Raw genomic sequence first — 12,623 nt, 5'->3', positions numbered from 1 at the left:
CGTGATCCGCATCAGTCACCACCGCCGTCGAGGAGCCGTCATGGCCGGGTTTGTGCAGATCATCGAATTCCAGACCTCACGCATCGAGGAGGTCGAAGCGCTGGGCCGCCCGTCAAGAACCGAGGGAACCACCGCACCGACGTTTCGCCGCATCATCGCCACTGCGGACCGGGACCGTCCCGGGACGTACTTCACCATCGTGGAGTTCGACTCCTACGAGTCGGCGATGGAAAACTCCAACCGCCCTGAGACGTCCGACTTCGCCGCGAAAGTGGCGGCCCTGTGCGACGGTCCCCCGGTATTCCGTAATCTCGATGTGCTGTGGGAGGACACCGGACAGGGGCCGGACAGCACGGCCTAGCCCAGGAAACGGCGTTTTTAATTAGCGATCGTGGACAGAATCTCCCGTTACTGGTGGGACTCCTGATGACGGTAGCTATTGCACGCCCGGCGGAACGCCCATAGGTTGGAGACAGCGGACAACAGTTTCCGCCTCTGCCTGCTGTCGGAGCAGGACCAGAATAAGCGTTACAAAGGAAGTAGCAATGGCAACAGGCACAGTTAAATGGTTCAACGCCGAAAAGGGCTTCGGCTTCATCGCTCCGGATGATGGATCGGCAGATGTATTCGCCCACTACTCGGCAATTGCCTCGAGCGGCTACCGCTCCCTGGATGAAAACCAGAAGGTCGAATTCGAAGTGACCCAGGGCCCCAAGGGTCCGCAGGCAGAGAACATTCGCCCGCTGTAACGGCTTTCCAAAGACTCCCCTGTCCGTGCCTGGCACGCACAGGGGAGTTTTTGGTTCCCACAGTTTTGGTACTCCCGCCCGGTAGAGTGCCGCCATGGATGAAAAAGCGACCCTGCACCATTACCTGCGGACACGGCGCGCCCAGCTACTAGCCAAGATCGACGGCCTCGGTGAATATGACGTCCGCCGGCCGATGACGCCCACCGGCACCAATCTCCTGGGCCTGGTCAAACACGTGGCCAGTGTGGAACTGGGCTATTTCAGCGAGGTATTCGGACGGCCCAGCGACCGGGAGCTGCCTTGGTTCGCCGACGGTGCCGAGCCGGACGCGGACATGTGGGCCACCCCGGAGCGGACCCGCGCCGAGATCGTGGAGCTGCACCACTTCTCAGCGGCGCACACCGACGCCACCATCGAAGCGCTGTCCTTGGACGCTCCCGGGATTGTGCCCTGGTGGCGGGAAGAACGCCGGCACGTGACCTTGCACCAGATGCTGGTACACATGTGCGCGGAGACGGCGCAGCACCTGGGGCATGCCGACATCATCCGGGAACTCATTGACGGTTCCGCCGGGCAGGGTCCCAACGACCCCAACCTTCCGCAGCGGGCGGCCGAGGAGCAGGCCGCCTACGTGGAGCACCTCGAGGCCGCAGCGCGGAAAGCCGCCACCCTGGCCGAGTAAGGCGCGGGCAGGGTGACGCACTGACCGGCCAGGACGTCCTACACGAAGGCCGATTTTCCTGTGACCGCCCGGGCCACAATCAGGGAATTGATCTCGTAGCTGCCCTCGTACGTGTACAGGATCTCCGCGTCGCCGAAGAGCTTTCCCATCTCGAAGTCGCTGCTGATGCCGTTGCCGCCCAGCAGCGACCGGCCCATGGCCACGGAGGCGCGGGCCAGCCGGGTGGTGGTGGCCTTGGCCATCGCCGCCTGCGCCATTTCCAGCCTGCCGTCCTCCTGGATCCGGGCCAGCTGCGCCATCAGGGCCAGCGACGCCGAAGCGTTGCCCAGAATCTCTGCGAGCTGCTGCTGGATAAGCTGGAAGCGCGCCAGCTCCTTGCCGAACTGGCGGCGCTGCAGCGAATAGGAGCGGGCAACGTCAAAGGCCGCCAGCTGAATTCCGGCGGCCTGCCAGCCCACCCACGCCCGCGAATCCCTCAGCAGTTCGTTGGCCTTGGTGAAATCCGTGGCGCCAGGGAGCATGTTGGTTTCCGGAATGCGGACGCCGTCCAGCCGGATGTCGGCGTTCTGCATGATCCGCAGCCCGATCTTGTTGCTGATCTTGGTCGCCGTGTAGCCGGGACGGTCCGTCTCGACAATGAAGCCCTTGATCTGGTGGTCCGCCGTGTCCCTGGCCCACACGAGCGCGAAGTCGGCGATTGTTCCCGCGCCTATCCACCGTTTGGCGCCGTCGATGACCCATTCGCCGTCTTCAAGCCGGGCCGTGGTGGCCAGCCCGCCGGCGATGTCCGAGCCGTGCTCCGGTTCGGTCAGTGCGAACGCCCCCAGCTGCGTGAAAGCAGTCAGTCCCGGCAGCCATCGCTGCTTCTGCTCATCCGACCCCAGGGCGTCGATCATGCCGACGATCAGCTCGTTGTGGATGCCCACCAGGGCCGACAGGGAGACGTCGGCGCGGGCCACCTCAACGTACATCAGGCCCTTGAAGAGCGTGGATGTCCCGTCCGTCTGCAGCCCGCCAAGTCCGTGCTTTCCCAGCTCCGCGAGAAGCCCGAACGGGAACTCCTCCCGGTTCCAGTATTCGATGGACTGGGCCCGGACCCTGGACTGCAGGAAGTCCCTGATCTCGAGGTAGCGTGTCCGTTCGGCCGGCGGAAGCAGGTCCGCAACATACATAAGGTCCGCGTCGGCAAACGGCGGTCCAATCACCCCCGGTTCCTCCGCTGTCACCTCTGTGGTCTGTCCGCTGTCACGTCCTTGTGGCTGCACGGGCATAGATCCCTTCGCTCTTCCAAACCCTTGGATGTCCTAGTATATTGCACAGTGATGTGGATCACTAGGACGTGAATCCCCAGGCGAAAGGTGCCCCATGACAGTCACCGACGACTTCCGGGCCGCACGAGACCGGCTGCTCGCTGCGCGCCAGGACTACCGGCAGGCGAGAACCAGCTTCGAATGGCCGCGGCCCTCGGAGTTCAATTTCGCGCTCGACTGGTTTGACGCCATCGCGGCCGATCCTGGTCGCGGCGGGAACCCGGCACTGGTGATCGTGGAGCAGGACGGCTCGGCCACCCGCCGCAGCTTCGCTGAACTGTCGGCCCGGTCCAACCAGGTGGCCAACTGGCTCCGCAGCCAGGGCGTGAAGCGCGGCGACCGCATGATCATCATGCTGGGCAACCAGGTGGAACTGTGGGAGCTCGTGCTGGCCGGCGTCAAGCTAGGCATCGTGCTGATCCCCACCACCACCCTCATGGGTCCCGCGGACCTGAAGGACCGGGTGGAGCGCGGGGAAGCGGGCTGGGCCGCCGTCGGCAGTTCCAACCTGGGCAAGTTTGCCGAGGTGCCCGGCCGCTACCGGCTCATCGGCATCCCCGATGCCGCGGGCGCCGGCATCAACGGCACCGGCATCAACGGCACGGGCGAGGCGCTGCAGTACGCGGATTCGGCAGGGTCACCCGCCGACTTCACGCCCGACGCGCCCACCCTCGCAGATGAGACCCTGCTCCTCTACTTCACTTCGGGCACCACGTCCAAGGCCAAGCTCGTGGAACACACGCACACCTCGTATCCGGTGGGCCACCTGTCCACGATGTACTGGATCGGCCTGGAGCCGGGCGACGTGCACCTCAACGTGGCCTCCCCGGGCTGGGCCAAACATGCCTGGTCCAACCTGTTCGCCCCGTGGATTGCCGAGGCCTGCGTGTTCGTCTACAACTACGAGCGCTTCGATGCCAAGGCTCTCATGGAGCAGATGGACCGGGAGAAGGTCACCAGCTTCTGCGCCCCGCCCACTGTTTGGCGGATGCTCATCCAGGCCGACCTCACGCTCCTCAAGAATCCGCCCACCAAGGTTGTCTCGGCGGGCGAGCCCCTTAACGCGGAGGTCATCGGCCAGGTCCAGCGCGCCTGGGGCCAGACCATCCGCGACGGTTTCGGCCAGACCGAGACCACGGTGCAGGTGGCCAACACCCCCGGCCAGCCGGTCAAGATCGGCGCCATGGGCCTGCCCCTGCCGGGATACGACGTGGTCCTCGTCGATCCGGCTACCGGAGAAGAGGCCGACGACGGCGAGCTGTGCCTGCGCCTGGATCCCCGCCCCGCAGGGCTGATGAAGTCGTACTACGGTGACCCGGAGAAGACGGCCGAGGCATTCCGCGGCGGCTACTACCACACCGGCGACATGGCCAGCCGGGACGAGCACGGCGTCATCACCTACGTGGGCCGGGACGACGACGTCTTCAAGTCCTCCGACTACCGGCTGTCCCCGTTCGAGCTGGAGAGCGTGCTCATCGAGCACCCGGCGGTGGCGGAGGCCGCCGTCGTTCCTTCGCCTGATCCGCTGAAGCTGTCCGTACCCAAGGCATTCGTGGTACTGGCAGCCGGCCACGAGCCGGGGCCCGAGCTCGCCGAGGAGATCCTGCGCTACTGCCGCGACCACCTGGCGCCGTTCAAGCGCATCCGCCGGCTGGAGTTCGCCGAGCTGCCGAAGACCATCTCGGGCAAGATCCGCCGGGTCGAGCTGCGGCACAGCGAGGAGATCCGCCACGCGGACGGCACCCAGGCGGCCGTTCCGCCCGGCCTGGGCACGGAATACTCCGAAACGGATTTCCCGGGCCTGAAAAGCCAGGGCTGAACCGTGAGCCCCCCGCTGCCCCGCGACCCGATTGCCGATGCACAGCGCAACTGGGAGAGCCACGGCTGGGGCGACGTCGCCGCCCCGATGGCCGCCATCACGGCAATCATGCGCACCCAGCAGATCCTGATGGCCCGGATCGAGGGGGCCCTGAAGCCCTTCGGACTGACGTTCGCCCGCTACGAGCTGCTCGCGCTGCTCAGCTTCACCAGGAGCGGCGCCCTGCCCATGAACAAGGCGAGCGCCCTGCTCCAGGTCCATCCCACCTCGGTGACCAACGCCGTCGACCGCCTTCAAACGGCGGGACTGGTGGCCCGTTCGCCGCATCCCACGGACGGGCGCACCACCCTGATCGAGCTCACGGCCGAGGGGCGCACGCTGGCAAAGCGGGCGACGGCGGTGCTCAACGGCGAAGTTTTCGGTCAGTCCGGTTTCGGTGAAGAGGATGTGAACCAGCTGATCCGGATCCTGGGCGACTTCCGCCGCGGCGCCGGGGACTTCACGGACTGACCGGTTTGGCGGACTGACTGGCGGCCCTGCGGCTAGCAGCTTGGCACGCCGTCCTTCTCGGCAGGGCTGTCCGCATGGCTTTCGGACGGCCGCCGCAGCTCCTGGACGAACGCGTCAAGCAATGCCGCCGGCTGCGGGCTGTTGGCAAGCCGCACGAGGTCGGCAGCCGTGCTGGCGACCTTGATGTTCGTGTCCTGGCTGTATTTGGCCATCAGGTCGAAGGCGGCCTCGGAACCAATCCGCAGGATCCCCATCAGGATGCCCTTCGCCTGTTCGATGGTGCTTCGGGTGCCAAGGGCGCCTGCAACTGCTTCGCGTGCTGCCTTTTCGGTTTCCCAGTGCAGCGTGCTGGTCAGGTCAACGATGAATCCCTCAACCGCTCTGAGACTGCCGTCCTCCATGAGCGCCTCGCCCGCGGTGAGGACACGATGTTCGCGCATGCGCGCGTCGATGATGCGGTGGTAGCTGCAGAAGAATCCGCCCGCTTCGCAGGCAGCCATGAAGATGTCATGGCAACGCTCCCTGTCGTCCGGATGCTTGTGGGCATACAGCAGCTCCACACTGGGGACGATGTCGCCGCGGCGGTAACCGTGGAGGGTGTACAGCTCATCTGACCACTCGAGCCGTCCGGAGACGGCATCGTAGTAGAACGTGCCGGCGACACAATCTGTTGGCCCGAGTGCGCTCGAGTACGCCCGCACGGTTTTCGGAAGGCTCATCGCGGCTCCCGGCCGTCCTATCCGGCCATCCCCTGGCATTTGACGGGTATGCGCTGGGGAAGAGGGCGAACGGCAGTCCGGGGGCGGGAACCGAGGAAGCGGTCCACCGGGGCCGAGGCGAGCTCCCGCACGTGCCCCATTCCGGCGTACTCGCGAACGGCAGCAATGCCTTCAACCGCTGCAGCCTTACTGGGAAAAGGGCGGGACACGGCCATCACGGTGCCGTCCGGGGCGGTGAGCTGGAATCTGAATGAAGCCTCTGCGTCAATGAAGAGTTCGAACATGCCAGCCATTTAGCCCTCCTGGATCCGGGAACACGGCGTCCGGGACGCCGTCGTCGCCGGAAGCAGCTGAGATTTTCTTCCTTGCCGCTCCCGCGGATGAGCCGGGGCGGCAATTGAGGAATTTATGAAATTGTGAACCAGTTGCGGCGTCTTGGCAAGGCCTGTCCATGGCCACTCCCGGGCCGCCGGGCCGCCGCAGGACGGACGCGCCAACAAAAAGTTCACCCCGCTCGCTGGAGACAGACCGTTCTGTCTCTATACTTAGGTCTATACGCCTTGGGGGCACCAGTTCGGCGGGCCGAGCAATACCTGGCTGGCAACATCTGGCAAGGAACAGTGGAAGGAATCCATCATGGGTGACATGCCCCACGGCGTGATTCACACCGAGGTAAAGGCTGACCTGTTCAAGTCCATGGGGCACCCTGCACGCATCCTGGTCCTGGAGATGCTGGTCAGTGGTCCGGTGACCGTGAGCAACCTGCGGGACTGCACCGGCCTTGAAGCCTCGAACCTCTCCCAGCACCTCGGCATCCTGCGGCGCCAGCGGCTGATCGTTCCGTCCCGGAAGGACGGCCGCCTGTTCTACGAACTGACGTCTCCTGAGGTACGCGACGTCCTCGAGGCGGCCCATGGCTTGCTGGGCACCATCCTCAACGGCGGCGGCATGCGGCAGCAAAACGGCGGATCTGATAGCTCCCCCGGCACGGCACCAGCATCCGCCCTCACGCCGGCAGCACAGGCGGCAGGCTAGCCCGGACACTTCTACGCCGGGTTCGCTTTTGCGCCGGGCACGCTTCTATGCCGGGCCGGCTTTAGCCGGCGTTGACTTTTACGCGGGGTCGGCGACGGCGGCCGGTGCGGAATGCCCGAAAAGCCAGGCTGCGACGTCGCTCCTCAGCACAACATGCGGGCTGCCGGTTCCGCTGACACTTCCGGCCGGAACATAGTAGCCGCGGCCGCCGCCGGGACCGCCGGCGGCCCGGTCCAGCGCTTCCACGATCCTGCGGCTCAAGTGCCCCTGCGGGCCTGTGGCGTGGATTTCCTCAAGCTCAGCCGCGGTGAGCCGTCCCAGTACAGCAGCGATATCGGCCACGATCGTTCCCCTTTTCGGACGTTTGCCTGAATAAAGACTTTTGCCTGAAGTGCAAGGCTAAGGCATCGCGATTAACTGCGAGTGAAATCCCGGCGGCCAATAGCGACGGACTATGTGGAGTTTTTGTAGATGTCGCGAGCAAAAAGGGCCTTGCGAGGCCGATGTCTGTACAAAACTCCACGGGCCGCACCGGGAGGCAGTACAGAAATCAGTACAGGAAGATGTCGATCCACGCCCGGTTGTGCGCGTGGAGCAGCACCAGGAACAGCACGAAGTCGAAGAGCAGGTGCACGCTCACGATGTACGACAGCGACTTGGTCCAGGTAAAGATGCGCGCCTGGAGAAGGGCGAACGGGTAGATGAAGAACGGTGCCCAGGCCCGGAACCCCAGTTCCCACAAGAACGAGGTAAACAGGACGGCCTGCAGCAGGTTGGCCTGCCAGTCAGGCAGGTGGCGGCGAAGCAGCGCGAAGCAGGTGCAGATGAAGAACAGCTCATCCCAGATGCCCAGGGCGTTGGTGCCGACGAAAAGCCGCGCGATACCCTCGGGGTCATGCACTGCGGGCCAGTTCATGTAGACCCCGGTCCGGATCATGTACACGGGCAGCAGGGCGTAGCCAATGACCACGACGGCGGGCAGGTACCACTTCTCCGCACGCGTCCATTTCTGCCCGGTCCGGACCGGAAACACCACCGCGTGCTCCTTGGTAAGGAAGCGCGACACGGCGTAGGGGATCCCGACGGCCGCGATCATGGCCGAGCCCATGACGAGCATGTGGGAGGTGCTGACGTCGGTGGTGATCGGCACGGCACTGATGATGGCCACCCCGGCTGCTATCAGCGCGAGGTCACGGAACAGCAGCCGGTCCACCAGCGCCGCGACCACGAGCGCCGCGGCAAGCAGGGCATATCCCGGCAGGCTCTGGTCCAGCGCGAACAGGACAAAGCCGGCCAGCGAGACCATGGCTGCCGGGACAACGCGCAGGGAAGTCCCCTTCACGGTGCGCTCCCCGGTCAGCCTGGCACTCACCGGTGCCTGAACTCCGGCTGGCGCTTCTCCGCGAAAGCAGCCATGCCTTCCTTCTGGTCCTCAGAGGCGAAGAGCGAATGGAACAGCCGCCGCTCAAACAGCACGCCCTGTGCCAGCCCCGTCTCGAAGGCGGCGTTGACGGCTTCCTTGGCCAGCATGGCAGCCGGTTTCGACTTGGACGCGATGACCTCCGCGGCCTTCAGTGCCTCTTCCACGGTGTCCGCCGCCGGCACCACGCGGGCCACCAGGCCTGAGCGCTCCGCCTCCGCCGCGTCGATGAACCGGCCGGTGAGGATCATGTCCATCGCTTTGGCCTTGCCCACGGCGCGGGTGAGGCGCTGCGATCCGCCCATGCCCGGCACAACGCCAAGGTTGATCTCGGGCTGGCCGAACTTGGCGTTGTCCCCGGCGATGATGAAGTCGCACATCATGGCCAGCTCACAGCCGCCGCCCAGCGCGAATCCGGACACGGCCGCGATCAGCGGAATGCGCAGCCGGGTGAGGTCCTCCCACCCGCGGAACCAGTCGGCGTCGTACATCTCCAGGTAGCCCTTGTCCGCCATCTCCTTGATGTCGGCGCCCGCGGCGAAGGCCTTTCCCGAGCCGGTGATCACCACGGCGCCCACGCCGGGATCCGTGTCCATGGCCGAAACCGCAGCCACGAGTTCTTCCAGGGTGGTCCTGTCCAGGGCATTCAGCGCCTCGGGCCTGTTCAGGGTAACGAGGCCAACGCGCCCGCGGCGTTCCACCAGAATGTTCCCGTACTCGTGCGTCATCCATGCCCCTCATGTGGTTGCTATGTCCTGAAACTAAGCCTACTGTCCTGACTTGTCCCGGATGTCGGTGATGATGCCGGAGAAATCCCGGCCTGCCCCGCCTTCCGCGGCAAAGGCGTCGTAAATCTCGGAGGCCAGCGGTCCCATTCGGGCGGCGACGCCGGTGGACTGAAGGGCGTTCAGCGCCAGCCGAAGGTCCTTGGCCATCAGGGCCCCTGCGAACCCAGGCTGATAGTCGCGGTTGGCCGGGCTGGTGGGCACCGGTCCCGGGACGGGGCAGTTGGTGGTGAGGGCCCAGCACTGCCCTGACGCCGCGGACGCGACGTCGAACAGGGCCTGGTGCGTCAGCCCCAGCTTCTCCCCGAGCACGAACGCCTCGCTGACGGCGATCATCGAGACACCGAGGATGAGGTTGTTGCAGACCTTCGCGGCCTGGCCGGCGCCGTGCTCTCCGCACAGCACCGCGCGTTTGCCCATGACGTCGAACAGGGGCCGCACTGTCTCGAAGTCCTCCGGCAGCCCGCCGACCATGAACGTCAGGGTGCCGGCCTCCGCCCCCACCACGCCGCCGGAAACCGGGGCGTCCACGGAGCGGTGCCCTGCGTCGAGGGCCAGCCTGGCGGCTTCCCGCGCCTCGTCCACGTTGATCGTGGAGCAGTCCAGGAACATGGTGTTCGGCGCCGCGGCCTCCAGCAGCCCGGGCTGTCCGTCCCCGCCCCGGTAGGCGTCCAGAACATGTTGCCCGCTCGGGAACATCGTGAGCACGACATCTGCTCCGGGGATGGTTTCCGCGGCACTCGCGGCGACGGGGATGCCATGCCGGCGCGCTGCTTCCAGCGCCGCGGGCACCACGTCGAAACCGACGACGTCGTAGCCTGCCTTGACCAGGTTCACCGCCATGGGACCGCCCATGTGACCCAGTCCCAGGAAGGCAACACGCGGTTTCGCTTCTTCAGCGCGGGTTACTTCTTCAGGCATGGTCCGACTCCTTTTCCCACAACACCAGTTCCCGGTCCCCCAACGGCGCAAAGTACCGCCCGACGTCGTCGGCGTGTACCTCCCGCAGCGTCGCCGGACGCCATTGCGGGTTGCGGTCCTTGTCCACCACCTGCGCCCGGATCCCCTCCCGGAAGTCTGCTCCGGCGAGGCACCGCAGTCCCACGCGGTACTCCTCGGCGAGCGCCTGGTCGAGCGTCAGCCCCCGCGCCCGGCGGAGCGCGGCCAGGGTCACCTTGACGGAGGTGGGCGACTTCGCCTCGATGGTGTCGGCGGCCGCCGTGGCCTCCCCGCCGGCGGCACGCAGCCGCCGGACAATCTCCTCGGCGTCGTCCGCTGAGTAGCAGGCGTCGATCCAGTCCCGCTGCGCCTCCAGCGCCGAGGCTGGCGGCTTTTCGGCAAAGCGTACGACGGCGGCTTCCGCACTTTCGTTTTCCAGCGCCGCCGCGAGGTCCGCGAGGCTGCCGGACGGGACAAAGTAATCGGCAAGCCCCAGGAAAAGCGCATCCGCCCCGCTGAGGTGGGCGCCGGTGAGGGCGGCATGGGTACCCGCCTCCCCCGGTGAGCGTGAGAGCAGGAGGGTGCCGCCGACGTCGGGCACGAATCCGATGGTGGTCTCCGGCATCCCGGTCCGGGTCCGTTCGGTGACGATGCGCAGCGAGCCATGGGCGGAGATGCCCACGCCGCCGCCGAGCACCAGGCCGTCCATGAACGCCACATACGGCTTGGGGAACCGCTCAATGAGCGAGTTCAGCCGGTATTCGTCAGCCCAGAAACCGGCCGTTTCGTCGCCGCCGGCGAGGATGTCCCGGTAGATGGCCACGATGTCCCCGCCCGCGCATAGGCCGCGGTCGCCGGCACCCCGGACCAGCACGGTGGCCACGGTGTCGTCGTCGGCCCAGGCGGTGAGCTGCTCCAACATGGCGGAGACCATGCCGGCCGTGAGCGCGTTGACCGCCTTGGGCCGGTTGAGCGTGACCACCCCCAGGTTGCCCCGTTGTTCGAACAGCACCTCTTGTTCAGAAAGCAAGCCCGGGTTTTCCGGCGGTCCGTTCGGGGCAGGTTCAGTCATCAGCTTCCTTCCGGCATGATGAAGCTGGCGCCCTGCCGGATGCCGGAGGGCCAGCGTGAGGTCACGGTCTTGGTCTTGGTGTAGAAGCGGAAGGCGTCGGCGCCGTGCTGGTTGAGGTCTCCGAATCCGGACGCCTTCCAGCCGCCGAAGGTGTAGTAGGCAATGGGCACCGGAATGGGGACGTTGATGCCCACCATGCCCACCTGCACCCGGCTGGCGAAGTCCCGTGCCGCGTCACCGTCGCGCGTGAAGATGGCCACGCCGTTGCCGAACTCGTTCTCGCTGCAGAGCCGGAGGGCTTCGTCGTAGTCGGATGCGCGCAGGACGCTGAGCACGGGGCCGAAGATCTCCTCGCGGTAGATCTTCATGTCCTTCGTAACGTTGTCGAACAGCGTGGGGCCAACCCAGAACCCGCCGTCGTAGCCGTCCACGGCGAGGCCGCGGCCGTCCACCAGGAGTGAGGCACCTTCCTCCTCGCCGGATTTGATGTAGCCCTCGATCCGTTCCTTGGCGGCTGGCGTGACCACCGGTCCGAAGTCGGAGTCCTTGGCCAGGCTGTGGCCCACCTTCAAGGACTTGATCCGTTCCTGCAGCCGTGCCACAAGGCTGTTCGCGGTCTCCTCCCCCACGGGAACGGCCACGGACACTGCCATGCAGCGTTCACCGGCCGACCCGTAGCCGGCCCCGATCAGGGCATCGGCGGCCATGTCAAGGTCTGCGTCCGGCATGATCACCATGTGGTTCTTGGCGCCGCCGAAGCACTGCGCCCGCTTGCCGTGCGCCGCGGCCGTGGCGTAGATGTACTGGGCGATCGGGGTGGAACCCACGAAGCCGATCGCCTGCACGCGCGGGTCCTCGAGCAGCGCGTCCACGGCTTCCTTGTCGCCGTTGACCACGTTGAACACGCCGTCCGGCACCCCCGCCTCGGAGTAGAGCTCGGCCAGCCGCAGTGGTACCGAAGGATCGCGTTCGGACGGCTTGAGGATGAACGCGTTGCCTGCCGCGAGTGCGGGGCCGGATTTCCACAGCGGGATCATGGCGGGGAAGTTGAAGGGCGTTATGCCTGCAACCACGCCCAGGGGCTGGCGCATGGAGTGCACGTCGATGCCCGCGCCGGCGTCGTCGGAGAACTCGCCTTTAAGCAGGTGCGGGGCGCCCGCGGCGAACTCCACCACCTCGATGCCGCGCTGGATGTCGCCGCGGGCATCCGCGAGGGTCTTCCCGTGTTCCGAGGAGAGCAGGGAGGCGAGCTCGTCCATGTTCTGGTTCACGAGGTCCACGAATTTGAGCAGGATGCGGCCACGCCGCTGCGCGTTCATGGCACCCCACTCCAGTTGGGCCTTTTCGGCGTTCGCGACGGCATTTCGGACTTCCTCCGCGCCCGCCAGCGGCACCTTGGCCTGGACCTCTCCGGTGCAGGGATCAAAAACGTCGCCGTACCGGCCGGACGTGCCGTCTACCCGCCGGCCGCCAATATAGTGGGAAAGTTCGCGAACCATGGATGCTCCTTTGCATGACCCCGGTCATCTCTGGTGCTGAATCTACTCGGACTTCCTACTAAATTCCAGAGGTCCTAAGGCGGG

At 66.0% G+C, this 12,623-nt stretch carries 15 protein-coding genes; 6 read left to right on the top strand and 9 right to left on the bottom strand.

Features of this window, described 5'->3' with window-relative positions; translation table 11 throughout:
* Nucleotide 1: 1 nt before the first annotated feature.
* From ABRP34_RS17310 to ABRP34_RS17300, 3 genes are all read left to right on the top strand, one after another.
* Nucleotides 2-361: a hypothetical protein gene (locus ABRP34_RS17310; protein ID WP_353711125.1), complete on the top strand. Its 360-nt coding sequence runs from the start codon at nt 2-4 to the stop codon at nt 359-361.
* 184 nt (nt 362-545) lie between these two features.
* The gene (locus ABRP34_RS17305) at nt 546-749 is read left to right on the top strand and encodes a cold-shock protein (RefSeq protein ID WP_003799085.1); all 204 of its coding nucleotides are present in this window, start codon (nt 546-548) and stop codon (nt 747-749) included.
* 94 nt (nt 750-843) lie between these two features.
* A complete protein-coding gene (locus ABRP34_RS17300; RefSeq protein ID WP_353711124.1) occupies nt 844-1,431 on the top strand; it encodes a DinB family protein in 588 nt (195 codons plus the stop codon).
* A 38-nt stretch (nt 1,432-1,469) separates the two neighbouring features.
* On the opposite strand, the gene ABRP34_RS17295 is transcribed toward ABRP34_RS17300, so the two are convergent.
* Entirely contained in the window at nt 1,470-2,603 is a 1,134-nt protein-coding gene (locus ABRP34_RS17295; RefSeq protein WP_353713393.1) for an acyl-CoA dehydrogenase family protein, read from the bottom strand.
* 193 nt (nt 2,604-2,796) lie between these two features.
* Here ABRP34_RS17295 and ABRP34_RS17290 point away from each other — a divergent pair, with 193 nt between their 5' ends.
* Nucleotides 2,797-4,560, top strand: coding sequence for an AMP-binding protein (locus ABRP34_RS17290; protein WP_353711123.1), 1,764 nt, complete (start codon nt 2,797-2,799; stop codon nt 4,558-4,560).
* 3 nt (nt 4,561-4,563) lie between these two features.
* Nucleotides 4,564-5,070 (top strand): MarR family transcriptional regulator, encoded by a 507-nt coding sequence (locus ABRP34_RS17285; RefSeq protein WP_353711122.1) that lies wholly within the window; start codon nt 4,564-4,566, stop codon nt 5,068-5,070.
* 32 nt (nt 5,071-5,102) lie between these two features.
* Here the strand turns inward: ABRP34_RS17285 and ABRP34_RS17280 are convergent, their stop codons facing one another.
* Together ABRP34_RS17280 and ABRP34_RS17275 are read right to left on the bottom strand one after the other, a co-directional pair.
* On the bottom strand, nt 5,103-5,789 hold the full coding sequence (locus ABRP34_RS17280; protein ID WP_003799090.1) for a PAS and ANTAR domain-containing protein: 687 nt from the start codon (nt 5,787-5,789) through the stop codon (nt 5,103-5,105).
* Between the two features lie 17 nt (nt 5,790-5,806).
* Entirely contained in the window at nt 5,807-6,082 is a 276-nt protein-coding gene (locus ABRP34_RS17275) for a DUF1508 domain-containing protein (RefSeq protein ID WP_003799091.1), read from the bottom strand.
* Between the two features lie 343 nt (nt 6,083-6,425).
* Between ABRP34_RS17275 and ABRP34_RS17270 the strand changes: the two genes are divergently transcribed.
* Nucleotides 6,426-6,824: a metalloregulator ArsR/SmtB family transcription factor gene (locus ABRP34_RS17270; RefSeq protein ID WP_353711121.1), complete on the top strand. Its 399-nt coding sequence runs from the start codon at nt 6,426-6,428 to the stop codon at nt 6,822-6,824.
* A gap of 78 nt (nt 6,825-6,902) precedes the next feature.
* Here ABRP34_RS17270 and ABRP34_RS17265 read toward each other — a convergent pair whose 3' ends face one another.
* The 6 genes from ABRP34_RS17265 to ABRP34_RS17240 form a co-directional block, all read right to left on the bottom strand.
* Entirely contained in the window at nt 6,903-7,166 is a 264-nt protein-coding gene (locus ABRP34_RS17265) for a hypothetical protein (RefSeq protein WP_003799094.1), read from the bottom strand.
* Nucleotides 7,167-7,374: 208 nt separating this feature from the next.
* The gene (locus tag ABRP34_RS17260; RefSeq protein WP_353713392.1) at nt 7,375-8,130 is read right to left on the bottom strand and encodes a CPBP family glutamic-type intramembrane protease; all 756 of its coding nucleotides are present in this window, start codon (nt 8,128-8,130) and stop codon (nt 7,375-7,377) included.
* Between the two features lie 62 nt (nt 8,131-8,192).
* A complete protein-coding gene (locus ABRP34_RS17255; RefSeq protein WP_003799098.1) occupies nt 8,193-8,972 on the bottom strand; it encodes an enoyl-CoA hydratase in 780 nt (259 codons plus the stop codon).
* A 39-nt stretch (nt 8,973-9,011) separates the two neighbouring features.
* A complete protein-coding gene (gene mmsB, locus ABRP34_RS17250; RefSeq protein ID WP_353711120.1) occupies nt 9,012-9,950 on the bottom strand; it encodes a 3-hydroxyisobutyrate dehydrogenase in 939 nt (312 codons plus the stop codon).
* Nucleotides 9,943-11,040, bottom strand: coding sequence for an enoyl-CoA hydratase/isomerase family protein (locus ABRP34_RS17245; RefSeq protein ID WP_353711119.1), 1,098 nt, complete (start codon nt 11,038-11,040; stop codon nt 9,943-9,945). The genes mmsB and ABRP34_RS17245 overlap by 8 nt, the downstream gene beginning before the upstream one ends.
* The gene (locus ABRP34_RS17240; protein ID WP_003799102.1) at nt 11,040-12,539 is read right to left on the bottom strand and encodes a CoA-acylating methylmalonate-semialdehyde dehydrogenase; all 1,500 of its coding nucleotides are present in this window, start codon (nt 12,537-12,539) and stop codon (nt 11,040-11,042) included. Before ABRP34_RS17240 ends, ABRP34_RS17245 begins: the two co-directional genes overlap by 1 nt.
* Between the last annotated feature and the right edge of the window lie 84 nt (nt 12,540-12,623).

Origin of the sequence: Arthrobacter sp. K5, assembly GCF_040448525.1 — a bacterium.
In the GTDB taxonomy this organism is placed as follows: domain Bacteria; phylum Actinomycetota; class Actinomycetes; order Actinomycetales; family Micrococcaceae; genus Arthrobacter; species Arthrobacter globiformis.
Note: the sequence above shows the minus strand (reverse complement) of the source record. Positions and strands in the feature narration are given on the sequence as shown.

Excerpts from the sequence above, each read along its gene's own strand:
- ABRP34_RS17305 (WP_003799085.1), top strand. The coding sequence starts at position 546 with ATGGCAACAGGCACAGTTAAATGGTTCAACGCCGAAAAGGGCTTCGGC.
- ABRP34_RS17300 (WP_353711124.1), top strand. The coding sequence starts at position 844 with ATGGATGAAAAAGCGACCCTGCACCATTACCTGCGGACACGGCGCGCC.
- ABRP34_RS17295 (WP_353713393.1), bottom strand. The coding sequence starts at position 2,603 with ATGTATGTTGCGGACCTGCTTCCGCCGGCCGAACGGACACGCTACCTC.
- ABRP34_RS17290 (WP_353711123.1), top strand. The coding sequence starts at position 2,797 with ATGACAGTCACCGACGACTTCCGGGCCGCACGAGACCGGCTGCTCGCT.
- ABRP34_RS17280 (WP_003799090.1), bottom strand. The coding sequence starts at position 5,789 with ATGAGCCTTCCGAAAACCGTGCGGGCGTACTCGAGCGCACTCGGGCCA.
- ABRP34_RS17275 (WP_003799091.1), bottom strand. The coding sequence starts at position 6,082 with ATGGCTGGCATGTTCGAACTCTTCATTGACGCAGAGGCTTCATTCAGA.
- ABRP34_RS17270 (WP_353711121.1), top strand. The coding sequence starts at position 6,426 with ATGGGTGACATGCCCCACGGCGTGATTCACACCGAGGTAAAGGCTGAC.
- ABRP34_RS17260 (WP_353713392.1), bottom strand. The coding sequence starts at position 8,130 with ATGGTCTCGCTGGCCGGCTTTGTCCTGTTCGCGCTGGACCAGAGCCTG.
- ABRP34_RS17255 (WP_003799098.1), bottom strand. The coding sequence starts at position 8,972 with ATGACGCACGAGTACGGGAACATTCTGGTGGAACGCCGCGGGCGCGTT.
- mmsB (WP_353711120.1), bottom strand. The coding sequence starts at position 9,950 with ATGCCTGAAGAAGTAACCCGCGCTGAAGAAGCGAAACCGCGTGTTGCC.
- ABRP34_RS17245 (WP_353711119.1), bottom strand. The coding sequence starts at position 11,040 with ATGACTGAACCTGCCCCGAACGGACCGCCGGAAAACCCGGGCTTGCTT.
- ABRP34_RS17240 (WP_003799102.1), bottom strand. The coding sequence starts at position 12,539 with ATGGTTCGCGAACTTTCCCACTATATTGGCGGCCGGCGGGTAGACGGC.